The 21,513-nt window shown below is 71.2% G+C and carries 22 protein-coding genes and 1 tRNA gene; 11 read left to right on the top strand and 12 right to left on the bottom strand.

The window, feature by feature from the left end; translation table 11 throughout:
- Positions 1 to 218 precede the first annotated feature (218 nt).
- The 4 genes from SM450_RS27915 (at position 219) to SM450_RS27900 (ending at position 3,420) form a co-directional block, all read left to right on the top strand.
- On the top strand, positions 219 to 350 hold the full coding sequence (locus tag SM450_RS27915; protein WP_474622758.1) for a hypothetical protein: 132 nt from the start codon (positions 219 to 221) through the stop codon (positions 348 to 350).
- Positions 351 to 383: 33 nt separating this feature from the next.
- A complete protein-coding gene (locus SM450_RS27910; protein WP_474622757.1) occupies positions 384 to 590 on the top strand; it encodes a helix-turn-helix transcriptional regulator in 207 nt (68 codons plus the stop codon).
- Positions 587 to 2,008, top strand: coding sequence for a tyrosine-type recombinase/integrase (locus SM450_RS27905; protein ID WP_474622756.1), 1,422 nt, complete (start codon positions 587 to 589; stop codon positions 2,006 to 2,008). The genes SM450_RS27910 and SM450_RS27905 overlap by 4 nt, the downstream gene beginning before the upstream one ends.
- 101 nt (positions 2,009 to 2,109) lie before the next feature.
- Positions 2,110 to 3,420, top strand: a complete 1,311-nt coding sequence (locus tag SM450_RS27900) for a hypothetical protein (protein ID WP_474622755.1) — start codon at positions 2,110 to 2,112, stop codon at positions 3,418 to 3,420.
- A 234-nt stretch (positions 3,421 to 3,654) separates the two neighbouring features.
- Here the strand turns inward: SM450_RS27900 and SM450_RS27895 are convergent.
- Positions 3,655 to 3,741, bottom strand: a tRNA-Ser gene (locus SM450_RS27895).
- Positions 3,742 to 3,813: 72 nt separating this feature from the next.
- Here SM450_RS27895 and SM450_RS27890 point away from each other — a divergent pair.
- Positions 3,814 to 4,788, top strand: coding sequence for an NAD(P)H-quinone oxidoreductase (locus tag SM450_RS27890; RefSeq protein ID WP_474622754.1), 975 nt, complete (start codon positions 3,814 to 3,816; stop codon positions 4,786 to 4,788).
- Between the two features lie 4 nt (positions 4,789 to 4,792).
- On the opposite strand, the gene soxR is transcribed toward SM450_RS27890, so the two are convergent.
- A complete protein-coding gene (gene soxR, locus SM450_RS27885; protein WP_474622753.1) occupies positions 4,793 to 5,236 on the bottom strand; it encodes a redox-sensitive transcriptional activator SoxR in 444 nt (147 codons plus the stop codon).
- A gap of 46 nt (positions 5,237 to 5,282) precedes the next feature.
- Here soxR and SM450_RS27880 point away from each other — a divergent pair, with 46 nt between their 5' ends.
- Complete coding sequence (locus SM450_RS27880) at positions 5,283 to 5,981, top strand: transketolase (RefSeq protein WP_474622752.1); 699 nt, start codon at positions 5,283 to 5,285, stop codon at positions 5,979 to 5,981.
- A 10-nt stretch (positions 5,982 to 5,991) separates the two neighbouring features.
- A complete protein-coding gene (locus SM450_RS27875) occupies positions 5,992 to 6,876 on the top strand; it encodes a transketolase family protein (RefSeq protein ID WP_474622765.1) in 885 nt (294 codons plus the stop codon).
- A 139-nt stretch (positions 6,877 to 7,015) separates the two neighbouring features.
- On the opposite strand, the gene SM450_RS27870 is transcribed toward SM450_RS27875, so the two are convergent.
- From SM450_RS27870 to SM450_RS27845, 6 genes are all read right to left on the bottom strand, one after another.
- Entirely contained in the window at positions 7,016 to 7,726 is a 711-nt protein-coding gene (locus tag SM450_RS27870; protein WP_474622751.1) for a glycosyltransferase family 2 protein, read from the bottom strand.
- Between the two features lie 79 nt (positions 7,727 to 7,805).
- Complete coding sequence (locus SM450_RS27865) at positions 7,806 to 8,405, bottom strand: hypothetical protein (protein WP_474622750.1); 600 nt, start codon at positions 8,403 to 8,405, stop codon at positions 7,806 to 7,808.
- A gap of 56 nt (positions 8,406 to 8,461) precedes the next feature.
- Positions 8,462 to 9,910, bottom strand: coding sequence for a sensor histidine kinase (locus SM450_RS27860; RefSeq protein ID WP_474622749.1), 1,449 nt, complete (start codon positions 9,908 to 9,910; stop codon positions 8,462 to 8,464).
- Complete coding sequence (locus tag SM450_RS27855) at positions 9,903 to 10,589, bottom strand: response regulator (RefSeq protein ID WP_474622748.1); 687 nt, start codon at positions 10,587 to 10,589, stop codon at positions 9,903 to 9,905. The genes SM450_RS27860 and SM450_RS27855 overlap by 8 nt, the downstream gene beginning before the upstream one ends.
- A gap of 69 nt (positions 10,590 to 10,658) precedes the next feature.
- On the bottom strand, positions 10,659 to 11,171 hold the full coding sequence (locus tag SM450_RS27850; RefSeq protein ID WP_474622747.1) for a hypothetical protein: 513 nt from the start codon (positions 11,169 to 11,171) through the stop codon (positions 10,659 to 10,661).
- Positions 11,172 to 11,264: 93 nt separating this feature from the next.
- Positions 11,265 to 12,437 (bottom strand): thiolase family protein, encoded by a 1,173-nt coding sequence (locus tag SM450_RS27845; protein WP_474622746.1) that lies wholly within the window; start codon positions 12,435 to 12,437, stop codon positions 11,265 to 11,267.
- Between the two features lie 190 nt (positions 12,438 to 12,627).
- Here SM450_RS27845 and SM450_RS27840 point away from each other — a divergent pair, with 190 nt between their 5' ends.
- On the top strand, positions 12,628 to 13,062 hold the full coding sequence (locus tag SM450_RS27840; protein ID WP_474622745.1) for a PH domain-containing protein: 435 nt from the start codon (positions 12,628 to 12,630) through the stop codon (positions 13,060 to 13,062).
- A 587-nt stretch (positions 13,063 to 13,649) separates the two neighbouring features.
- Here SM450_RS27840 and SM450_RS27835 read toward each other — a convergent pair.
- Both SM450_RS27835 and SM450_RS27830 read right to left on the bottom strand, forming a co-directional pair.
- Entirely contained in the window at positions 13,650 to 14,591 is a 942-nt protein-coding gene (locus tag SM450_RS27835) for a rhomboid family intramembrane serine protease (RefSeq protein WP_474622744.1), read from the bottom strand.
- A gap of 25 nt (positions 14,592 to 14,616) precedes the next feature.
- On the bottom strand, positions 14,617 to 15,147 hold the full coding sequence (locus SM450_RS27830) for a peptidylprolyl isomerase (RefSeq protein ID WP_474622743.1): 531 nt from the start codon (positions 15,145 to 15,147) through the stop codon (positions 14,617 to 14,619).
- Between the two features lie 59 nt (positions 15,148 to 15,206).
- Here SM450_RS27830 and SM450_RS27825 point away from each other — a divergent pair, with 59 nt between their 5' ends.
- Positions 15,207 to 16,052, top strand: a complete 846-nt coding sequence (locus SM450_RS27825; RefSeq protein WP_474622742.1) for a hypothetical protein — start codon at positions 15,207 to 15,209, stop codon at positions 16,050 to 16,052.
- A 133-nt stretch (positions 16,053 to 16,185) separates the two neighbouring features.
- Here the strand turns inward: SM450_RS27825 and corA are convergent, their stop codons facing one another.
- Positions 16,186 to 17,334, bottom strand: coding sequence for a magnesium/cobalt transporter CorA (gene corA, locus SM450_RS27820; protein ID WP_474622741.1), 1,149 nt, complete (start codon positions 17,332 to 17,334; stop codon positions 16,186 to 16,188).
- 297 nt (positions 17,335 to 17,631) lie between these two features.
- Positions 17,632 to 18,726, bottom strand: coding sequence for an aminotransferase-like domain-containing protein (locus SM450_RS27815; protein ID WP_474622740.1), 1,095 nt, complete (start codon positions 18,724 to 18,726; stop codon positions 17,632 to 17,634).
- Positions 18,727 to 18,921: 195 nt separating this feature from the next.
- On the opposite strand from SM450_RS27815, the gene SM450_RS27810 reads away from it, so the two are divergent.
- Together SM450_RS27810 and SM450_RS27805 are read left to right on the top strand one after the other, a co-directional pair.
- Positions 18,922 to 19,800: a 3'(2'),5'-bisphosphate nucleotidase CysQ gene (locus SM450_RS27810; protein ID WP_474622739.1), complete on the top strand. Its 879-nt coding sequence runs from the start codon at positions 18,922 to 18,924 to the stop codon at positions 19,798 to 19,800.
- Positions 19,801 to 19,904: 104 nt separating this feature from the next.
- Positions 19,905 to 21,485: a glycoside hydrolase family 26 protein gene (locus tag SM450_RS27805; protein WP_474622738.1), complete on the top strand. Its 1,581-nt coding sequence runs from the start codon at positions 19,905 to 19,907 to the stop codon at positions 21,483 to 21,485.
- Positions 21,486 to 21,513 lie beyond the last annotated feature (28 nt).

The raw sequence follows: 21,513 nt of genomic DNA, 5'->3' as shown, positions 1-21,513 counted from the left end.
GCCGCCCCACCCCGCGCAGCACCCACACACCGCACCGCGCGCCGACCTTCCGCAGAACCGCCCCCTGAGAGCCACAGAGACGAATCAATGCATGGCCCAACACCAACCGTGCCGAGATCTTGCCTCTACAGCGCTCTCAGCGGGCCGCCCTACGTCCTTCTGCCGCAACGCCTTCCCCACCCACGTCAGACCCGCCCGCCGACCGAGAGGACGCCAGCATGCGAATCAGGCTGCACGGCACCCCCGCCGAAACCGCCGCCACCCTCTCCGCGCTCGCCCACGTGCTCACCATCCGCCAGGTCAGCAAGCCCTACCCAGACCGACCTCCGTCGACTTGGCGCCACATCTAACTCGACGCCGCCCCGAGGGAGGACAACCCGCTCATGACCGCCCTGAAGCGCACCACCTCGACTGGGAACCTGCTCAGCCTCGCCGAAGTCTTGGACGAACTGCGGGTGCCTCGGTCGACTTTCTTCCGCTGGAAGGCGACCGGCCGCGCTCCGCGAACCATCAAGTACCCGAACGGCAGCCTGTACGTCCGCCGCCGCGACCTCGACGCCTGGCTCAACGATCACGAGGAGGCCGCTTGAGCAGTTACAGCGTACGGATTCACGCGATCCTGACGAACGAACTTGCCGGCAAAAAGAAGTCCTACACCGTCCGATGGAAGGTAGCTGACAAGCCCTTCCGGAAGACGTTCGCAACCCGGGCACTCGCTGAGAGCTTCCGATCGAAGCTGGTCGTCGCACAGCGCGAAGGAACGGCGTTCGATGAGAAGACCGGGCTGTCTGAACCGATGGCCCGGCAACTGAACAGCCGGAGTTGGTACGACCTGGCGGTTGCGTTCGTGGACATGAAATGGCCGCGTGCCGCCGCGACTCAGCGCAAGAGCATTGCCGACGCGCTCACCACCGTCACGCCCGCGCTACTCGCCACGTCACGTGGGGCACCCGACGAAGCGGAGCTACGCCATGCTCTCTACACCTGGGCCTTCAACAAGCAGCAGCGAGACCGGGATAAGGCCACGCCGCCGGACAACCTCGCGCCGATTGTCCGATGGCTCAAGGCGAACACGCTGCCGCTGACGGACGTAGCGAATCCGGCGACCATCCGGAAAACGCTCGACCTGTTGACCACCCGGATTGACGGTGGCCCGGCCGCCGCTAACACGGTGGCGAGAAAGCGCGCAGTCTTCTACAGCGCGTTGAAATACGCCGTTGAACTGCGGCATCTCGACGCGCACCCGATGGACTTCATTCAGTGGCGAGCGCCGAAGAACACCGATCAGATAGACCGGAAGGTGGTGGTGAATCCCGAGCAAGCCCGGTCGCTGCTCGCTGCGGTTCGGCAGCGGGACCCGCACTTGGAAGGCTTCTTCGCCTGCATGTACTTCGCCGCGCTGCGCCCGTCGGAGGTGATCCACCTACGCGCCGACGAATGCGAGTTGCCCGACGACGGATGGGGGTGGTTGCACCTCAGCGGGTCGACGCAGCAGGTTGGTGAGGATTGGAGCGACGGCGGCACGTCGCTCGAAGACCGGGAACTTAAGCACAGAGCGAAGAAGGCGACCCGCGACGTCCCGGTCTGTCCCGAACTAGTTCGCATCCTGCGACACCACCTACGGGAGCACTGCCGGAGCGCCAACGGTCGGATGTTCAACGCCGCTGGCGCGCGGGTGGCCCCCGTGTCGAAAAGCACCTACCTGCGCGCCTGGCGGCAGGCCCGAGAGACAGCCTTGACGCCCGCGCAATACCGGTCACCACTGGCGCACCGGCCGTACGACCTGCGGCACGCCGCCGTGTCGCTGTGGCTCAACGCTGGTGTGCCGGCGACGCAAGTAGCTCAGTGGGCCGGGCACAGCGTGCACGTGCTCTTGAAGGTTTACGCCTCGTGCATCGACGGCCAAGACGAAGCAGCCCGAAAGAGGATCGAGGGCGCGTTAGGTACCACCCAGCAAGCCGTGGGTAGGGCTGGCACTACGGCGTCATTCTTCGATCAAGAGAACTGACGGATATACGACTTAATGATTGAACCCTCGACACCACTCTCTATCCTTTCGCGACGCCATCCGGACAGATGTAACTCAGGAAGATTGGTAGACGGCGAAGCATGGAGCCTCTTGAGGTAATCAAAGTAAGAGCAGAGAAGGTGGGCTTCTCATATCAGGAGAGGATGCTCGATGTCTATTATTCGGCCGATAATCCGGTAAAAGAAAATTTCTTAGAACTGGCAATACCGAACGGCAGAAAATCGCGTACCATCACGATCGGCCATAGAGATGCCTCAATAATCAACGCGGCAGATTTTGAGAACTGGATCTTCCTTGGCGAATATGCTGCCCTGTTCGACAAAAAGACAGGCGTGATCGAAGCGCTATTGCGGAACTTTGGAAGCCCAGGCATAGGGTTCGCGATAGATCGACTGGCCCGAGCAGCTAAAGTAGAGAATTTGTCGACCGATGAAGTAATCGATGCTTCCGAAGTAAACGACGACTCCGCCGATCAGTCTATCAGCATACGATTTGTCAGTGACTCACATAGAACAAGCCGCATTACCGCCGAGATCTGTCAAGCATCTCCAAGCCTAGTAGCCGCAGAGCGAGGTGGCGCAAGAGGCTACGCACTTAGAATCACCACGAGCGGCTTGAATGGACACGACCAAGCGCTAAGGTTTCTCAAGGAATTTTCGACCGCGCTCTTCCTCGAACTGGACCTAACGCAGCAAGTCTCCCTAGGACTCCACGTTAGCCGTTACGTCACGCTAGCTCGTCGCAAAAGGGCGAAGCGGAAGCAACTCGATGAGCGCCCCTTGCGTTTACCCAAGCTCCAATACTCGCTAGAGGCGGCCTCACTTTACACGTATGGCCGGTCTGCGACCGGCATGCCTCTCCTAGAATTTCTTGCGTACTATCAGGTAATGGAGTTCCACTTTCCGATCTATGCTAAACAAGAACTTATGCGACGTGCGCGTCAGGAGCTATTGGATCCCAGATTCGATGCGACGAACGACTCTCAGCTTGTAAGAGTCTTGTCCATTATCGGCGGCGGCCCTCGCGGGCTTGCCGAATCGGAACAGTTGCGCGCGACCCTGCGGAGTTGTGCCGACGATAAGGGAATCGAAGAATTCATCAAGCAAGACCCCGAGATGGAACAATTCCTTACAGGAAAGCAAGAAATTAGAGGCGCAAAGTCGATTAACTTCAACAACACGAATCACAAGCTGACAGATCAGGTAGCTGACCGACTTTATCAGATTAGATGCCGAATTGTGCACAGCAAGGAGGACGGCGGCGGCCTAGGGGCAGAACTTCTTCTACCATTCGGGGAGGAGGCAGGAAAGCTCTCGGTCGATATCACTCTCGCGCGGTACCTGGCCCAAAAGGTCCTAATAGCGGGGGCTCACGCTGCCAGCTGGAGCTGATGGCTGACCCCGCGTTGACGCGGCCTACGCATCGACGGCGAAGGTGAAGCGGCCCGGAAGCGCATCGAGGGAGCGTTGGACACCCGGGAGGCTGGTTAGTGCCGACACGGATACGACACGACCAGTGAGACGCGGCGGCCCCCAACGGGACGAAGTGAGACTCCCTCGGAGACGCGAGAACGCTCCCTGACCGGCCTTCGCGCTGGTCAGGGAGCGTTTCTACTGCTCGGGATGCGGAGGGTGTGGGATTCGAACCCACGAAGACATCGCTGCCTTACCGGTTTTCAAGACCAGCGCCATCGGCCACTAGGCGAACCCTCCCGGCGCGCTCCCACGAGGGGTACGCGACCGCGCCTAGTCTGCCATGAACCGCGGATCGGGTAAGACTGTGCCATGCGTGCGATCACGATCAGCGAACCCGGCGGACCCGAGGCGCTCGTCTGGGCCGAGGTCCCCGATCCCGAGCCCGGCCCCGGCGAGGTGGTCGTCGACGTGCGGGCCAGCGCGGTCAACCGGGCCGACCTGCTGCAACGGCAGGGCCACTATCCGCCGCCGCCGGGCGCGCCCGCGTACCCCGGGTTGGAGTGCTCGGGGACGGTCCGGGCGCTCGGCGCGGACGTGACCGGCTGGTCGGTGGGCCAGGAGGTCTGCGCGTTGCTTGCCGGCGGCGGGTACGCCGAGCGGGTGGCCGTGCCGGCCGGGCAGTTGCTGCCGGTGCCCGAGGGGGTGGACCTGGTGGACGCGTCGGCGCTGCCGGAGGTGGCCTGCACGGTCTGGTCGAACGTGGTGGACCTGGCCCGGCTGGCCGAGGGGGACACGCTGCTTGTGCACGGCGGCGGCAGCGGCATCGGCACGTTCGCGATCCAGCTCGGGGTGGCGCTCGGCGCCACGGTGGTGGTGACCGCGCGGGCGGCGAAGCACGAGCGGCTGCGGGAGCTGGGCGCCGCGCACACCGTCGACTACCGGGAGCAGGACTTCGTGGCGGAGGTCCGCCGGGTGACCGACGGGCGCGGCGCGGACGTGATCCTGGACATCATGGGCGCGTCCTACCTGCCCCGGAACGTGGCCGCGCTGGCGACCGGCGGGCGGCTCGTGGTGATCGGCATGCAGGGCGGTCGCAAGGGTGAGCTCGACCTCGGGATGCTGCTGGCGAAGCGGGCCTCGGTGCACGCAACCGCGTTGCGGTCCCGCCCGCTCGACGAGAAGGCGGCGATCACCCGGGGCGTACGCGAGCAGGTGTGGCCGCTCGTGGCGGCGGGCCGGATCCGGCCCGTGGTGCACGCGCGGGTGGGCATGGCGGACGCCGCCGACGCGCACCGGCTGGTGGAGACCAACGACCACCTGGGCAAGGTGCTGCTGGTGCGGTGACGCCTCAGTCCCGGGGCAGCACGAGACGCGCGCCGGGTCCTTCGGCGGCGAGCGAGTCATCCGGGTTGTAGAGCGTGCAGCGCTGCAACGACAGGCAGCCGCAGCCGATGCAGCCGTCCAGGTCGTCGCGGAGCTTGCCGAGCAGCCGGATCCGCTCGTCCAGCCGGTCCCGCCAGGCCCGGGAGAGCGCCGCCCAGTCCTCGGGGGTGGGGGTACGCCCGGAGGGCAGCGAGTCGAGCGCCTCCCGGATCTCGTCGAGCGAGACGCCGACCTGCTGGGAGATCCGGATGAAGGCGACCCGGCGCAGCTCGGTGCGGGCGTAGCGGCGCTGGTTGCCGCCGGTGCGCGCGGCGTGGATCAGGCCGAGCCGCTCGTAGTAGCGCAGCGCGGAGGGGGCCACGCCGCTGCGGTCGGCGAGTTGGCCGATGGTCAGGGTTGCCTCGTGCATCACAGGACCTTGAGGTGAAGTTCGGTTGAGGTTTGAGGCTATCGGCATGACGACGACCACCGCCACCGAGTTGGCCGCGCTGCTCGACCGGGTGCGCGCCGGCCGCGAGTTCGGCGCGAACGTGTACTCGACGCTCGACGTGCTCCAGGTCCTCTACGACCGGGTACTGCGGGTCACCCCGGCCACCGTGGACGATCCCGACCGGGACCGGTTCCTGCTCTCCAAGGGGCACGCGGTCGCCGGCTACTACGCGCTGCTCGCCGCCCGGGGCTTCGTACCAGTCGAGTGGCTTGACGACCAGGGCGGCCCGGCCAGCCGGCTCGGCGACCACCCGGACCGGACGCTTGTGCCGGGCGTGGAGGTGGGCTCCGGCTCGCTCGGACACGGGCTCGGGCTGGGCGTGGGCGTCGCGCTCGGCCTGCGCGCCCAGGGCCGCGCCGACCCCCGGGTGTACGTGCTGCTCGGCGACGCCGAACTGGACGAGGGCGCCAACCACGAGGCCATCGCGTACGCGGGCGCGACCGGGCTCGGCAACCTGACCGCGATCGTGGTGGACAACGGCTCCGCCACGCACGGCTGGCCCGGCGGCGCGGCGAGCCGGTTCACCGTCAACGGGTGGACCGCCGCCACCGTCGACGGCCACGACCACGACGCCCTGCACACCGCCCTGACCGGGCACGACCATCACCGGCCGCACGTCGTCGTCGCGGCCGTCGTCGTCGCGGCCGTCGCCGCCGGGGAGTGACGCCATGACCATGCGGGACGCGTTCGTGACAAGCGCCGAGGAGGTGCTTGCGGATCCCCGGAGCGTGATCGTGCTGGCGGACATCTCCGCCGCCGCGTTCGCCCCGGCCGCCGCCAGGTACCCGGACCGGGTGGTGAACGTCGGGATCCGGGAACAGCTCATGATCGGCGTGGCCGGCGGGCTCGCGTTGACCGGGCAGCGGCCGATCGTGCACAGCTACGCCCCGTTCCTGGTCGAGCGGGCGTACGAGCAGATCAAGTTGGACCTCGACCACCAGGGGGTCGGCGCGGTGCTGGTGAGCATCGGCGCCTCGTACGACCGGGCGGCGGCCGGACGCACCCACCTCGCGCCGGCCGACGTGGCGCTTGTCGACACGCTCGACGGGTGGACCGTGCACGTGCCCGGCCACCCCGACGAGGTACGCCCGCTGCTGCGCGACGTGGTGTGCGGGCGGGACGCGGCGTACCTGCGGCTGTCCACCGCCCGCAACGCGGTCGCGTACCCGGAGGCGGGTGACCTGCGGGTGGTCCGCGACGCCGGGCCGGGCGCACCGCTGCTGGTGGCGGTCGGACCGGTGCTTGACGCGGCGCTGCACGCGGTGGCCGACCGGCCGGTCACGGTGGCCTTCACCCACCGGCCGCGGCCGTTCGACGTCGCCGGGCTGCGGACGCTTGCCGGCGCCGAGGTGGTCCTGGTCGAGCCGTACCTGGCCGGCACCTCGGCCCGGGTGGTGGCGGAGGCGCTTGCGGACCGGCCGCACCGGCTGCTCTCCCTCGGTGTGGGCCGGGCGGAGCTGCGCCGCTACGGCGCGCCGGAGGACCACGACCGCTGGCACGGGCTGGACGCGGCCGGCCTGCGGCGCTCCGTCGACGCGTTCCTCGACCCGGCCGGCTGACCGCCGACACGACGGGACCCCGCGCCGCTCCCGGCACGACGGGACCCCGCACCGCTCCCGGCACGACGGGACCCCGCACCGCTCCCGGCACGACGGGACCCCGCACCGGGAGCGGTGCGGGGTCCTCGGGTCGTGCGGGTCAGCGGGCGGCGGCGGGATCCGCAGGGCGGCGGCGGGCGCGCTCGCGGGCCAGGATCCAGATCGCCTCGACGCCGTCCTTCCAGGTGATCTTCTTGCCCTCCTCGCGGCCCCGGGCACGGTAGCTGATCGGCACCTCGTAGGGGCGGATGCGCTGGCGGAGGAGCTTGCCGGTGACCTCGGCCTCCATGCCGAAGCCCCGCGAGCGCACCTGGAGCGAACGGTAGAGCTCCAACGGCATCAGCTTGAAGCAGGTCTCCAGGTCGCCGATGTAGGAGTTGTAGAGCATGTTGGCGGCCAGCGTGACGCCCTTGTTGCCCATCACGTACCAGAAGCTGTAAGAGCTGTGGCTGCCGAAGGTGCGATTGCCGTAGACCACGGTGGCGTGCCCGTCGAGCACCGGCTGCAGCAGGCGCGGGATGTCCTGCGGGTCGTATTCGAGGTCGGCGTCGAGGATGACCATGTATTGGCCCTCGGCGTTGTCGACCGCGGTCTTGATGGCCGCGCCCTTGCCGGCGTTGCGCTGGTGGGTGATCACCCGCAGCCGGGCGTCGTCGACCCGGCCGAGAACCTCGCCGGTGCCGTCCCGGCTGCCGTCGTCCACGACGACGAGTTCGATCTCGCACGGGTAGTCGACCGCCAATGCCTGCTTGAGCGCATCCGCGATACGTTCTTCCTCGTTGTAGACCGGCATGAGGATCGAGAGCTTCACGGGTTCTCCACGGAGGCGATGGCAAGTCGGGGCTTAGCGTAGCCTGGCGGGCTCGTCAGGTCACAACAGCCCGCCCACCCTACTTCTGCTTGAGTGGCACCACGATGAGCCGCGCGTTCCCCTTGTCGCCCTCCTTCGTCCCGGCCACGCCCACCGTCGTGCCGACCTTCACGTCGGTCGACCGGATCGTGGCGCGGCGCTCGACCACCCGCAGCTTCTCGTCGAACGTCCAGGTCATGGTGAAACCGTCGGTGGACTTCACGGTCACCGACGTCGCGTCGATCGCGGTCACCGTGCCGCGCTGAACGGCGACGGTCTTCGTCCCGTTCTCCTTGGTCTGCACCACGACCTCGCCGTGCAGCTTGTTCTTCCGCAGCAGCACCCGGGCCTGGTGCCGCTTGCGCCACTCCTGGGCCCGCTCGCCCTTCCGATTCGGTCCGGACTCCGGCGTGGCGGAGCCCGACGGGGCCGGGGCCGCGACCGGGTCGACGTCCAGGTCGGCCGGGTCGACGCCGAGCGCGACGAGCGCCTGCCCGTCCACGCCCATGGCCGCGGCCACCTCGACCGCGCTCTCCCGGGCCGCGCCGGCGCCGGTCTGCGCCGCGCCGCAGCCGGCAAGGCCGAGCGCCGCGGCGGCGAGCAGTGCGGTCGCGCTGGTGACGATTCGCTGACGTGCCATCGGTGTTCCTCTCGTCGGTGGTGACGTCAGCATTCCCCGGCCGTACGCAGGCAGCGTCAGGCCGATGTTCGGGCCGGGTAAGGATCCGCGGGCAGCCGAACGGTGAAGGCGGCGCCGCCCTCCGGGGCGTGCCCGGCGGCGATGTCCCCACCCAACCGGCGCACCAGCCCGGCGGCGAGCGCCAGCCCGAGCCCGCTGCCCACCTTGCGCACCCCCCGGTACCGCTTGTGCAACGCGCCGCGTTCGAACGCCACCGCGAGGTCGTCGTCGGTGAAGCCGGGCCCGCCGTCGCGGACCTCCAGGACACCGCCGGCCGCCAGGCCCGCGCCGGCCGGCCGGACCGCGAGCACCACAGGCGCCCCCGGGGGTACGACCCGCAGCGCGTTCTCCAACAACCCGTCCACCACCTGCCGGATCCGCCCCGGATCGGTGTACGCCGGCACCGGCGCGCCAGGCGTCTCCACCCGGAACGGCACACCGACCGCCGCGCACCTGTCGAACCAGGTGCGCTCGGCGTCGGCGACGACCCGGGTCAGGTCCACCGGACCCGGGTCGAGCGGGAAGTCGGCCGCCTCCAGCCGGGCCAGCGCGAGCAGGTCACTCACCAGCCGGTCCAGATGTTCGGCCTCGGCGAGCACGGTCCGGCCGGTCGCCGGGACCGCGTCGGCGCCGATGACGCCGTCGGCAAGCGCCTCGGCGTAGCCGCGGATCGCGGTGAGCGGGGTCCGCAACTCGTGCGAGACGGAGAGCAGGAACTCCCGCTGCCGGCCCTCGCTCGTGGCAAGCGCGGCGGCCAACCCGTTGAGCGCGTACGCCAGGTCGGCCACCTCGTCGGGCGGTTCGACCGGCACCCGGACCGCCCGGTCACCGGCGCGCAGCCGGGCGGCGGCGTCGGCCGCGACCCGGATCGGCCGGGCCAGCCGGCGGGCGAGCAGCAGCCCGGCCCCCGCCCCGGCGGCGAGGCCGGCCAGCAGCGGCAACCACAGCCCGCGCAGCACCTGCCGCCAGGGGGCGGTGGTGACGGCGCGGGTGAGCACCACCCCGTCGCCGCCGGACAGCGCCCGCGCCTCGACCAGCCGGCGTTCCCCGTCGACAAGCCGCCGGCCGGAGACGTTCCCGCCGGCGGCGACCCGGGCGACGAGCGACGCGGGCAGTCCACGCCTGTCGACCTGGCCGCCCCGGAGCACGTACACCTCGACCTGCTGCTGGCGGAGTTGCCGGATGAGCCGGTCCCCGGCGCCGTCGCGCTGACGTGCCGTGCGGATCCGCAGCACGTCGGCGGCGAGCCGGGCCTGCGCCGCGAGCGCGGCCTGGTCCCGACGCTCCGCGCCGCGCACCGCCAACGGGACCGCGACCAGGGCGGTGACAAGCACCGACACCAGCGCGACCGCGCAGGTGACGAGCACCGCGCGGGCGGTCAGGGTGTTGCCGTACCGCTGCCGGGCCGGCGGCGGGACGGGGCCGGGCCGGACGATCGGCAACGCCACCGTGTGCTGTTCACGCATCGGCCGCGTACCCGACGCCACGGTGTGTGCGGATCACGCTGGCCGGGGCGAGCTTGGCCCGGACCTGCGCCACGTGCACGTCGACGGTCCGGGTGCCGCCGTGCGCCGCGTAGCCCCAGACGGCGGCCAGCAGCTCCTCCCGGGTGAACACCCGCCCGGGACGGGCCATCAGATGGGCCAGCAGGTCGAACTCGGTGGAGGTGAGCTGCACCGGAGCCCCACCGGCGGTCACCGCCCGGCGCGCCGGGTCGAGCGTGACCGCGCCGAGCACCCGCGGCTGCTCGGGCGGCGTGCCGGCGCTGCGGCGCAGCACGGCCCGCACCCGGGCGACCAGCTCGCGCGGGCTGAACGGCTTGGTGACGTAGTCGTCCGCGCCCAGCTCCAGGCCGACCACGCGGTCCACCTCGTCGTCGCGTGCGGTGAGGAAGATGACAGGCGTCCAGTCACCCGCCGCGCGCAGCCGCCGGCAGATCTCGGTGCCGGCCAGGCCGGGCAGCGCGATGTCGAGCACGCAGGCCACCGGGCGCAGCCGCCGCGCGGCGGCCAGCCCGGCCGTGCCGTCCCGTTCCAGGTGTACGCCGAAGCCGTCCCGGGTCAGGTAGAGCCGGACCAGGTCGGCGATGGCGGGTTCGTCCTCGACCACGAGGACGAGCCCGCGCTGCGCGTCGGCGGCGGTCACCGGCCCATGATGACCGACCGGCCGCCCGCCGGGCGGTCAGGGACATGTTCGGATTCGGTAAGGAGAACGTCAGCGGGCCGGCGCCGGGCGGAACACGGCGGGCCGGTTGCCGGCCGGCGCGTCACCGATGGTGGCGACAAGTCGTTCCGCCGGAGCCCGCAGCCGGGTCCGGAAGGCGTGGTTGAGCAGCGCGTCGAGCTGCCACACCGCCTTCGGATGGTGGGTCCGGATGAGAAACCGCTCGCGCACCCCGTCGATGGCGGTGGCCGCCAGCTCCAGGCGGTGGGCCCGCGGGTCCGGGCTCCACGTGACGTTGCTGAGTTCCCGCAGCTCGGTGTTGAGGTGCAGGCGCAGCCGGTGCAGCACCCGGGTCTGCCGGGTCACCACCAGCCGGCGGTGGGTGAGGAGCATCAGGTATTCGCCACCGACCGGATGGGTCGGGCGGCTGCACCGGGTGACCAGGATGGTCGCGTCACCGGAGCCGACGCACCGACGGAACACCGGCATGTGTCGGGTGGCGGTCTGGATCGCCAGGCCGGTCTCGGCGGCGGCCGGAAGGAACGTTCGCGAGAACACGTCCATACCTGGTGCAACGAGCGGTTGACCTAGGGTGATATGGGTCACGCCCGATTTCTGGAACTTCCACCCGGCCCAGCGGGTTGTCGGCTCCCCCGCTCAGAGCAACTCGACGATTGTCGCGTTGGCCATGCCGCCGCCCTCGCACATGGTCTGCAGGCCGTAGCGGATGCCGTTGTCCCGCATGTGCTGGAGCATCGTCGTCATGATCCGCGCGCCGGACCCACCGAGCGGGTGGCCGAGCGCGATCGCCCCACCACGCGGGTTGAGCCGCTCCGGGTCCGCCTCGGTCTCCGCCAGCCAGGCCAGCGGCACCGGGGCGAACGCCTCGTTCACCTCGTACACCCCGATCTCCTCGATGCCCAGCCCGGCGCGGCGCAGCGCCTTCGCGGTGGCCGGAATCGGGGCGGTGAGCATGGTGACCGGATCATCGGCGGCGACCACGGCGGTGTGCACCCGGGCGAGCGGGCGCAGACCGTGCCGGCTGGCCCACTCGGCTGTGGTCACCGCGAGCGCGGCGGCGCCGTCGGAGATCTGCGACGCGGACCCGGCGGTCACCACGCCGTCGGCGCGGAACGGCGTGGCCAACTCGCCGAGCTTCGCAAGCGACGTGTCCCGGCGGATGCCCTCGTCGGCGGCGAACTTGCCGCCGTCGGCGAGCGCCACCGGCGCCAGCTCGGGGTCGAACGCCCCGGCGTCCTGCGCGGCAGCCGCCTTCTCGTGGCTGGCCAGCGCGAACTCGTCGAGCTGGGTGCGGGAGAAGCGCCACCGCTGCGCGATCAGCTCCGCCCCGACGCCCTGGTTGAACGGCAGCGCCGAGTCGTCGGCGACACCCTCCACCCCGCGATAACGCTCCAGGATCGCGGCACTGAACGGCATCCCGCCGGCCACGCTGGAACCCATCGGCACCCGGGTCATCGACTCGACGCCGCCGGCCACGACCAGGTCGGCCTGCCCGGAGAGAACGGTCGCGGCGGCGAAGTGCAGCGCCTGCTGACTCGACCCGCACTGCCTGTCGATCGTGGTGCCGGGGACCGACTCCGGCCAGCCGGCGGCGAGCACGGCGTTGCGGGCCACGTTCCAGGACTGCTCGCCGACCTGCGACACGCAGCCCCACACCACGTCGTCGACCTGACCGGGATCGATGCCGGTGCGCTCGGCAAGCGCGCGCAGCACGTGCGCCGACAGGTCGACCGGGTGCACTCCGGCGAGGCTCCCCTTGCGCCGCCCGACCGGGGTACGAACCGCGCCGACGATGACCGCGTCACTCATGTCTACTCCCGGGTAACCTCGCTTGCTCCGATCCTACGTGCTGACCGACCGGTCGTCCTCCCCCGCGCTCCCGCGCCCCGGCAGTCGCGGCCGGGCCTGACCGGCCGTCATCCCGCCGGGCGGCGGTCACGGCTTGACCTGACCGGTCTCCTCCCCGCACCCCGGCGGTCGCGGCTGGCATGCTGGGCGGATGGATCCACAGCCGTCACCGGCCCGGCAGTGGCGGGTGCCGCGGGCGCTTCCGCTGGTCAAGGCGCTCGGCGCGCTGGCCCTGGCCGCCCTGGGCCTGCTCCTGGCCGCCGGAGACCCGGTCCGGCCGGCGCTGGCCGGGGCGGTCGCCGTCGGCCTGCTCGCCTGGGCGCTGCGCGACATCGTCGCGCCGGTCCGACTCGCCGTCGACCCGGACGGGCTCATCGTGATCCGCGGATACGCCGGCCGGCGCCGACTGCCGTGGGCCACCGTGGAGTCGATCCGGCTGGACCGGCGCAGCCGTCGCGGGGTGACCGCCGAGACGCTGGAGATCGACGCGGGCGAGTCGCTGCACCTGTTCGGCCGCCGCGACCTGGACGCGCCACTGGACGAGGTGGCCGCCGAACTCACCGCCGCCCGCCCCGCCGCGCGCTGACTCCCGCCCCCGCCGGAGCGCGCCGTTCCGCCCGCCCGCCGCGCACGCCTCGTCCCCCTCTGCCGCCGCCAACGTCATGAACGCCAGGCCGGGCCGAAACGACGCCGGAGACCGCGTACGTGATCCGCCACCGGCCATCCACCACTGCTCCCCACACGGCGGACAACCCTCTCACCCGCAGAGATCTTGGAAGTCCAGTGCCCCTCCAGGGGCCACAGCCCTCCAAGATCTCGCACGCTAACGCCGACCTTGGACTTGTGGCACCTCCGATACCAGTCCGAAACCGACATGTCATGGCACCACAACTCCATGATCGAGGAAACGACCAACCCAGCTTCGCCCGCCCCCGCCCACCCTTCCGGAAGCCAAGCCGACGATCATGAGGTTGGCGACGGTGTTGATCTCCTTCAATGCCGCCAACCTCATGATCACCCCCGGTCCCGGCACCCCGGCAGTCGCAGGGGCGGCCCTCGCCCGGGCGTGATCAAGGAGTTTGCGTCGGATTTCGCCGACTCCGCGACGACGGAAACTTCTTGATCACCTGCCGACGGGGTAACCCGGATCGCGGGGCGTGCCGGGCGCGGGGATCAGCCGGTCAACGCGGCCGTGCGGACCAGGGCCAGGCCGATCAGGGCGACGAGCACGATCGCGCCGCCCGCGACCTGGAACGCGGTCCGTCGGGACCGTGGGGCGTACGCCAGGACCAGCGCAACCACCGCGCCGACCACCAGCCCACCGAGGTGCCCGGCCACCGAGATGCTCGGCACGGTGAACGTGAAGATCAGGTTGATCACCAGGATCGGCACGATCGCCGAGGTGTCCCGGCCCATCCGGCGCATGATCACGAAGATCGCGGCGAACAGGCCGAAGATGGCTGTCGACGCGCCGGCCGTGAACCGGTTCGGCGCGGTGAACACGTAGGCCGCCACGTTGCCGCCGATCCCGGCGAGCAGATAGAGCGCGAGGAAACGCAGCGGCCCGAGCACCGCCTCCAGCGTCCGGCCGAGCACCCAGAGCGCCCACATGTTCAACAGCAGGTGCAGCACGCCGTAGTGCAGGAACATGGCAGTGACCAGTCGATACCACTGGCCGTCGGCCACACCGCCGACGCTGTCGTCGGGGAAACGCGCCAGGCCGAGCACCGCGCCCCACTCGGTAAGCGGCGTCCCGCCGCCCATCAGGCCGCCGAGGCCGCCGCCGGCGATCGCGTTCCCGCTCCGGGCCGAGATGACCGAGAGCACCATCACCAGCACGTTCAGCCCGATCAGGGCCTTGGTGACGTAGCCCTCGCGGCCGGCGGCACCGCCACCGAAGGCGGTACGCGCCGGCCGCACGCTGCGGCGTCCCTCGGCGACGCACTCCGGGCACTGGTGGCCGACGGAGGCGTCGCGCATGCACTCGGGGCAGATCGGCCGATCGCATCGGGTGCACCGGAGGTAGGTCTCCCGGTCGGGATGCCGGTAGCAGACCGGGTTGGTCGGCACCGGCCCCTCGGTGGCGTCGCCTGCCGGCCCGAAGCGCTCAGTCATGCGAGCAAAGGTACCCGCGCGACGCTCAGGACTGCTGCCGCTCGATCTCGACCCGCTCGATCACCACGTCCTGGAGCGGCCGGTCGCTCGGCCCGGTCGGAGTGTTCGCGATCGAGTCGACCACCTTCACCGACTGCTCGTCGGCGACCTGACCGAAGATGGTGTGCCTGTTGTTCAGGTGTGGCGTCGGCGACACGGTGATGAAGAACTGCGAGCCGTTCGTGCCGGGCCCGGCGTTCGCCATGGCGAGCAGGTACGGCCGGTCGAAGCGCAGCTCCGGGTGGAACTCGTCGGCGAACTTGTAGCCCGGGCCACCGCGACCGGTGCCGGTCGGGTCGCCCATCTGGACCATGAATCCGCTGATCACGCGGTGCGAGATGGTGCCGTCGAAGTATGGCCCGCTACCCGGCTGGCCGGTACGCGGGTCGGTGTATTCACGGTTGCCCTCGGCCAGTTCCACGAAGTTGCGGACGGTCTTCGGCGCGTGGTTCGGGAAGAGCTCCAGCCGGATCGGGCCGGCGTTGGTGTGCAGGGTGGCGTAGACAGCCTCGGCCACGGGTACTCCTCACTCGTTGGTCAGTTCCTTGCGGATCCTCCCATGTGCCCGATCTGGCCATGCGGAGGCATCCGAAGGTGGAGGATGACGAAGGACAACTCCCAGGAGGTGGGACCGTGTTTCGAATCGGGCGGCGCAAGACCCAGGGCCAGCTCGCCAGGACCGAGCTGAACCAGGGCATCGATCACCTGAGGCAGGCCGCCTCGTACGCGGCGAAGGGTGCCGGTGCCACGGTCGGCCCGCGGGTCCAGGCAGCCCGGGTCGCCGTCGCGCCCACCGCGGTCCTGGTCCGGGACCGGGCGTCAAGCGGCGTCGCGTCGAGCGCCGCCGCACTCGCCCCGGTGCTCCTGGCCGTGCGCAACGCACGGACCGAGGCTGCGGGCAAGGCGCTCACCGGTCGTAAGGCAGCGGCGGCGAAGCAGGCCGCGATCACGAAGAAGGCGAAGAACATGAAGGCCGGAAAGAAGAAGCAGCGCAGGTCGCGGGGGATGACCACCGGCCTGCTGGTCGCCGGCGCCGTCGCCGGCCTGGCCGGCGCGATGGCCATGCGTCGCCGCCGTGAGCAGCAGGAGTGGGCCGAGTACGACCCGACCGGCACGCTCGGCGCGACCGGGCAGGACACGTTGGAGCCGATGCGGGAGGACGTGGACACGATCGTGGTGGAGACCCCGGACCCGAGCGCGAAGGTGACTCAGGCCGGTCCGACCGGCGCCGGCAGCTCGTCCGTGGCCGACGGCAGCAGCTCGTCGACCACCCCGCCGGCCGGTGACCCGGTGATCCACCCGAACAGCCAGGTCCCCTCGGTCGCCGAGGGTGCCCGGGACGTCACCGGCCGCCCGGCCGACGACGTCACCAAGGCCGCGCAGAACGGCCGGAACGCCGCGAAGGCCAGCGGGCGCCGCTGAGCCGGCACCGGCCGTCGGAGCAGCGCCGGCACGCGGGTACGCCCCGCGTGACCGGCGCTTCCGCGTCCCGGCCGGGTCCGGCTCGATCGGGTCCGGTCAGGTCCGGGCCGGCCCGGTCAGGCCGGTCTCGCGGTCAGAGCCAGCCGTTGCGGCGGAACCAGCGGTAGAGCACGAACGACAGGGCCAGGTTCACGGCCCAGATGCCCGGATAGCCGTACGTCCATTTCAGCTCCGGCATGTTGTCGAAGTTCATGCCGTAGATGCCGGCGATCGCGGTCCACACCGCGCCGATCGCGGCCCAGGCGGCGATCTTGCGCATGTCGTTGTTCTGGTCGACGGTGACCTGGGCCAGCCGGGCCTGGAGGATCGAGTTGAGCAGGTCGTCGTAGGAGTTCACCTGCTCGACCGAGCGGCTGAGGTGGTCCTGCACGTCCCGGAAGTAGCGCCGCACCTCCTGCGGCACGGCGCGGTTGGCCTGGGAGGTGAGGGTGAGCAGCGGTCGCTGCAACGGCACCACCGCGCGCTTGAACTCAACCAGTTCCCGCTTCATCTGGTAGATCCGCTGGATCCGGCCGCTGCTCTGCCTGTCGAAGACGTCCGCCTCCAGCACGTCGAGGTCGTCCTCCAGCCGGTCGGCGACCTCCAGGTAGAGGTCGACCACCCGGTCGGTGATCGCGTACGCGACGGCCCACGGTCCCTGCCGCAGCAGGTCCCGCTTCTCCTCCAGGTCGGCTCGGACCGGCGACAGCCGGCAGGCGTCCCCGTGCCGGACGCTGATCACGAAGTTCGGCCCGATGAAGAGCATCACCTGGCCGGTCTCCACCACCTCGGAGTTCTCCGTCAGCTCGGTGTGCTCGCAGTAGCGGGCGGTGCGCACCGCCAGGAAGGCGATCTCGCCGAAGTGTTCCAGCTTGGGGCGCTGCTCGGCCTTGACCGCGTCCTCCACGGCCAGCTCGTGCAGGCCGAACGTGGCGGCGATCTCGGTCATCTCGGCCAGGTCGGGCTCGTGCAGGCCGAGCCATACGAACCCGTCCCGCTCCCGGCGGGCGGCGGCGAGGGCTTCGGCGTACTGCGCGCGGCCGGGCCGACGCTCGCCGTCGACGTAGAGCCCGCAGTCGACGATCCCGCTGCGGCCGGGGCGGGCCGGCTGGGGTGTGCGGGGGGAGCCGTCGGCGTTGAGGATGCGGGACATGGCGCGTACCGGCGCGGCCCAGGCGCGTGGCCTGGGTGCCCGGTCGCCGTTCCGCCCGGCGCCGCGGTCGCGTGCCACCCGGTCCGTCATCTCTCGCCCCCTCCCCACGAAGCTGCGGCTTGCAGGCTACGCCGGTCCGGAACGAGCGCCGGGCGGGCCGGCCGCGTCAGGGGGGGTGAGGGGCGACGCGGCCCACCCGGCACCCCTGGGGGGGGCGGGAGTGATGCTGGGCACGCCGCCGGCCCGACCGGGGCGGCTCGGGCCACCCGGCGTGCGGGCCGAACACCGGAAAGGTGAGCGGCGCTCGCAGCATTGTGGGCCGCGGGCCGGCCGGGCGGGAGACTTCAGCCGGCCCACAGGGCCGTTCTGTCGGAAACCCGACAAAAATCAGCCGCGGACGGCCGCCATCGCCTCCGCGAACCGCCGGACGCCCTCATCGATCCGGTCCGCCGTCACCGCGGAGTACGCCAACCGCAGCGCGTGCCGGCCACCGTCGACCATGAAGTCGCTGCCCTTCACCACCGCGACGCCACGCTCGGCGGCGGCCGGCGCCAGCCGGTCCACCTCGACGTCCTCCGGCAGCTCGACCCAGAGGAAGTAGCCGCCGTCCGGCTCGACGAACCGGGCCTCCGGGATGTGCCGGCGCAGCGACTCGGCCAGCACCCCGGCGCGCTCGCCCAACGCCGTGCGGACCGTCTGGATCGACCGCTCGATCGACCCGGATACGCAGAACTGGTGCACGATCGCCTGCGCCACCATGCCCGGCGAGATGTAGAGGTTGGTGGCCCGCTTGGCGATCGCGGCGATCAGCTCGGCCGGACCCACCAGGTAACCGACCCGGACTCCCGGGCAGACCGTCTTGGTGAAGCTGGAGGCGTGCACCACCACGCCCCGGCTGTCCATCGACAGCATCGAGGGCAGCGGCTCGCCCCGGAACCGGATGTCCGCGTACGGGTCGTCCTCGAAGATCGTGAACTCGTGTTCCGCGGCGAGGTCCAGCAGCTCACGGCGCTTCTCCAGGGAGAGCGTCACGCCGGCCGGGTTCTGGTAGTTCGGGATCACGTGGGCCAGCCGCGGCCGGACCCCGGACTCCAGCAGCTTGCGCAGCTCGGCGGTGTCCAGACCGTCCGGCTGGATGGTCACGCCGTGCACCTCACCGCCCATCTGCTGAAGGTTGAGCAGCGTGCGGTCGTACGTCGGACGCTCGACGACCACCGCGTCGCCGCGCCGGACCAGGTGGTCGAAGAGGAACGCGTCGGCCTGCAGCGAGCCGTTCGTGACAAGCACCTGGTCGGCCTCGACGCCGTGCTTCTCGGCGATCCACTTCCGAAGGGGCGGGTAGCCGACGGAGGTGCCGTACGCCGTGACCCCGGCGGGGTCGGCGTCGAAGGCGTGGACGGCGGCGGCCTTGAGCCCCTCGACATCGACGATGTCCAACGAGGGAGCCCCACGGGCAAAGGAGATCAGCTGCTCGGCGGTCATGCGCAGAGCCTAGGGCCTGGCCCGGCGGGTCCGACCGCGATACACGGGAAGTTCAACATGCGGGCGGTCACCGGTGTCGACCAGGGTCGACGGGGAAACCGAGGCCGACTCGCGGCTGTCTACGATCCGACCGGACGCTGGCGCCGGTGACACCGCCGCCGAAGGATGACGGGTCGGCAGACCCGCGACACAGGGATGGGGCTCGTGACCGAGGACGAGACGGGACGACTCGACGACCAGCGGTTCGCGCAGTGGCTGGCCGCCGAGGCCGGGGTGGCGCTCACCGCGCTGCGGGACCGGCAGGGCTTCGCCGACCCGAAAGCGCTCAAGGACGCCGGTGACCGCGCGTCGCATGAGCTGATGACCGCGGCGCTGGCCCGCTGGCGGCCGGCGGACGCGGTCCTCTCCGAGGAGGAGGCCGACGCGCGCCGGGCCTGGGCGGACGGGGAGCGCGCGCCCCGGCACGAGGCGGACCGGGTCTGGATCATCGACCCGTTGGACGGCACCCGCGAGTTCTCCGAGGCGGGGCGGGACGACTGGGCGGTGCACGTGGCGCTCTGGCAGCGGTCCGCCGGGCCGGACGGCGCGCTCGTCGCCGGGGCGGTCGGCATGCCGGCCCGGACCACGGTGGACGGTGTCCCGGTCGTCCTCGGCACCACCTGCCCGACGCCGAAGGCGACCGAGGGGCCGATCCGGATCGCGGTGAGCCGCAGCCGGCCGCCGGCGTTCGTGGGTGAGCTGGTGGAGATGCTCGGGGCCCGGGCCGTGCCGATGGGCTCGGCCGGGGTCAAGGTCTGCGCGGTGGTGACGGGCGAGGTGGACGCGTACGTCCACGCGGGCGGACAGTACGAGTGGGACAGTGCCGCACCGGTGGCGGTGGCGCTGGGCGCGGGCATGCACGCGTCCCGGATCGACGGCTCGCCGCTGCGCTACAACCGGGCCGACCCGCGCCTGCCCGATCTGCTGGTCTGCCGCCCCGAGTTGGCCGACCGACTGCTCGACGCAATTGCCCGGACCGGAGTCGAGATGCCCGCTTCGGCCGTCACCGGTGACCGGGGTGAGGCGTTCGGCTGAGAGTGACGGTACGTACGGCCGGGGTGGATGCGGGTTATCGTCGGACGGGAATGCGCGTCCGACCTGAGCCCGACCACCCGGGCCGCCGACAGCCAGGGAGGGCCATGCCGGCCGACCGAGACCCGCACAATGCCTTCGGGCAGCCGACCGGCCTGTGGCCGGGTCAGGACATTTCGCGCCAGTCAGGCAGCCCCGCGCTGCCCTGGCCCGACGCCGAGGCTCCGCCACCGGCCCAGGCCGATTTCCGCGGTGACCTGCCCTGGCCGCAGCGGGAGCTGCCCGGCCACAACGGCCCGGAGCCGTCCTGGTCGGACGCCGACCAGGGTTGGCCGGGGCCCGACCGGGCCGGCGCCGACTGGGCGCCGGACGGCCCCGCGTCCGACTGGGGCCCGCCGTCCGGGCCGACGCACCGAGACGGCACCGCCTGGGCCGGACCCACCAACGGCACCGGCTGGGCCGGACCGAGCGACGGCACCGGCTGGGCGCAGGGAGCGACGGCGACCGCCACGCTCACCGGGCCGCCGCTCGCGGACGCCCCGGCCGAGCTGCGGCCGGCCGGCGGCGGCCCCGGCCGTCCACCGCACCCACCTGTCGCCTCGGGCCCGCCGCCCGGTGGTTCCCGGCCGCGCTGGCGCATGATGGTCGCGGCGGCCGTGACGCTGGCCGTGGCGAGCGGCGGGGTCGCGGTGGCCGCGCTGCGGCCCGACGCGACGAACCCGCAGGCCGGCGAGGTGCCGGCATCTGGCGGGCCGGCACCGTCGGCCGGCCTGGGCGCCCCGGCCAAGCCCGGGTCCGCGCCCCCGAGCGCCGCGCAGGGCCTCGGCGGCAAGCCCGACGCGAAGGCGTCGGCCTCCGCCGCCCCGGGTGCCGGCAAGGGCTTCGCCGGTACGCGGCTGACCCTGCCCGGCGCGTCGATCGGCGTGCAGAACGGGGAGAACTTCGGGCAGGCGCTGAGCCGTTCCGACCGGACCTTCGGCAAGCTCCAGATGGCCCGGATCTTCTACCCCGGCCTGCCGCCGGCCTGGTCGGGCAGCCGCTCCGACGTGGTGGACCGCACCGTGGTGGTGTCGTTCAAGGCCGCGCCCCAGGAGATCAACTCCGGCAAGCACGACTCCCGCCTGGCCTCCTGGTTCGCCTCGATCCCGCGCGACCACAACGTGTACTGGTCCTACTTCCACGAGCCGGAGGACGACGTCGAGCGCGGCGCGTTCACGCCTGACGCGTACCGGGCCGCGTGGAAGCGGGTCGCGGGCCTCGCCGCCCGGGCGAACAACCCGAAGCTGATCAACACGCTGATCCTGATGTGTTGGACGCTCGACCCGAAGTCCAAGCGCAGCTTCGACTCGTACTACCCGGGTGGCGACGTGATCGAGACGCTCGGTTGGGACTGCTACAACTGGGGCGTCAAGTGGAAGCGGTACGCCCCGCCGCAGGAGATCTACGGCGCGATGATCAGCAAGTCCAAGGCGCTCGGCAAGCCGTGGGGTGTCGCGGAAACCGGCAGCGACCTGGTGCCCGGTGACTCGGGCGCCGGGCGGGCCACCTGGATCCGCTCCATGAGCGGCTTCCTCAACGGCCAGCGGCCGGAGTTCGTGGCGTACTACAACCAGACCGTCAGTCAGGGCGACTTCCGGCTGCTCGACCAACCGAGCATCCAGGCGTGGAAGGCGTTCTGCATGGCCTGAGACGGGCCGGCGGAACCGCGACGGGCGG

This window comes from Micromonospora marincola (assembly GCF_056150385.1).
The sequence above is the reverse complement of the archived record's forward strand: the minus strand, read 5'-3'. Positions and strand labels throughout refer to the sequence as shown.

Bases quoted from the DNA above. Each gene is read 5' to 3' on its own strand.
- SM450_RS27915 (WP_474622758.1), top strand. From the start codon at position 219: ATGCGAATCAGGCTGCACGGCACCCCCGCCGAAACCGCCGCCACCCTC.
- SM450_RS27910 (WP_474622757.1), top strand. From the start codon at position 384: ATGACCGCCCTGAAGCGCACCACCTCGACTGGGAACCTGCTCAGCCTC.
- SM450_RS27900 (WP_474622755.1), top strand. From the start codon at position 2,110: ATGGAGCCTCTTGAGGTAATCAAAGTAAGAGCAGAGAAGGTGGGCTTC.
- SM450_RS27890 (WP_474622754.1), top strand. From the start codon at position 3,814: ATGCGTGCGATCACGATCAGCGAACCCGGCGGACCCGAGGCGCTCGTC.
- soxR (WP_474622753.1), bottom strand. From the start codon at position 5,236: ATGCACGAGGCAACCCTGACCATCGGCCAACTCGCCGACCGCAGCGGC.
- SM450_RS27880 (WP_474622752.1), top strand. From the start codon at position 5,283: ATGACGACGACCACCGCCACCGAGTTGGCCGCGCTGCTCGACCGGGTG.
- SM450_RS27875 (WP_474622765.1), top strand. From the start codon at position 5,992: ATGCGGGACGCGTTCGTGACAAGCGCCGAGGAGGTGCTTGCGGATCCC.
- SM450_RS27865 (WP_474622750.1), bottom strand. From the start codon at position 8,405: ATGGCACGTCAGCGAATCGTCACCAGCGCGACCGCACTGCTCGCCGCC.
- SM450_RS27860 (WP_474622749.1), bottom strand. From the start codon at position 9,910: ATGCGTGAACAGCACACGGTGGCGTTGCCGATCGTCCGGCCCGGCCCC.
- SM450_RS27850 (WP_474622747.1), bottom strand. From the start codon at position 11,171: ATGGACGTGTTCTCGCGAACGTTCCTTCCGGCCGCCGCCGAGACCGGC.
- SM450_RS27845 (WP_474622746.1), bottom strand. From the start codon at position 12,437: ATGAGTGACGCGGTCATCGTCGGCGCGGTTCGTACCCCGGTCGGGCGG.
- SM450_RS27840 (WP_474622745.1), top strand. From the start codon at position 12,628: ATGGATCCACAGCCGTCACCGGCCCGGCAGTGGCGGGTGCCGCGGGCG.
- SM450_RS27835 (WP_474622744.1), bottom strand. From the start codon at position 14,591: ATGACTGAGCGCTTCGGGCCGGCAGGCGACGCCACCGAGGGGCCGGTG.
- SM450_RS27825 (WP_474622742.1), top strand. From the start codon at position 15,207: ATGCGGAGGCATCCGAAGGTGGAGGATGACGAAGGACAACTCCCAGGA.
- corA (WP_474622741.1), bottom strand. From the start codon at position 17,334: ATGACGGACCGGGTGGCACGCGACCGCGGCGCCGGGCGGAACGGCGAC.
- SM450_RS27815 (WP_474622740.1), bottom strand. From the start codon at position 18,726: ATGACCGCCGAGCAGCTGATCTCCTTTGCCCGTGGGGCTCCCTCGTTG.
- SM450_RS27810 (WP_474622739.1), top strand. From the start codon at position 18,922: ATGGGGCTCGTGACCGAGGACGAGACGGGACGACTCGACGACCAGCGG.
- SM450_RS27805 (WP_474622738.1), top strand. From the start codon at position 19,905: ATGCCGGCCGACCGAGACCCGCACAATGCCTTCGGGCAGCCGACCGGC.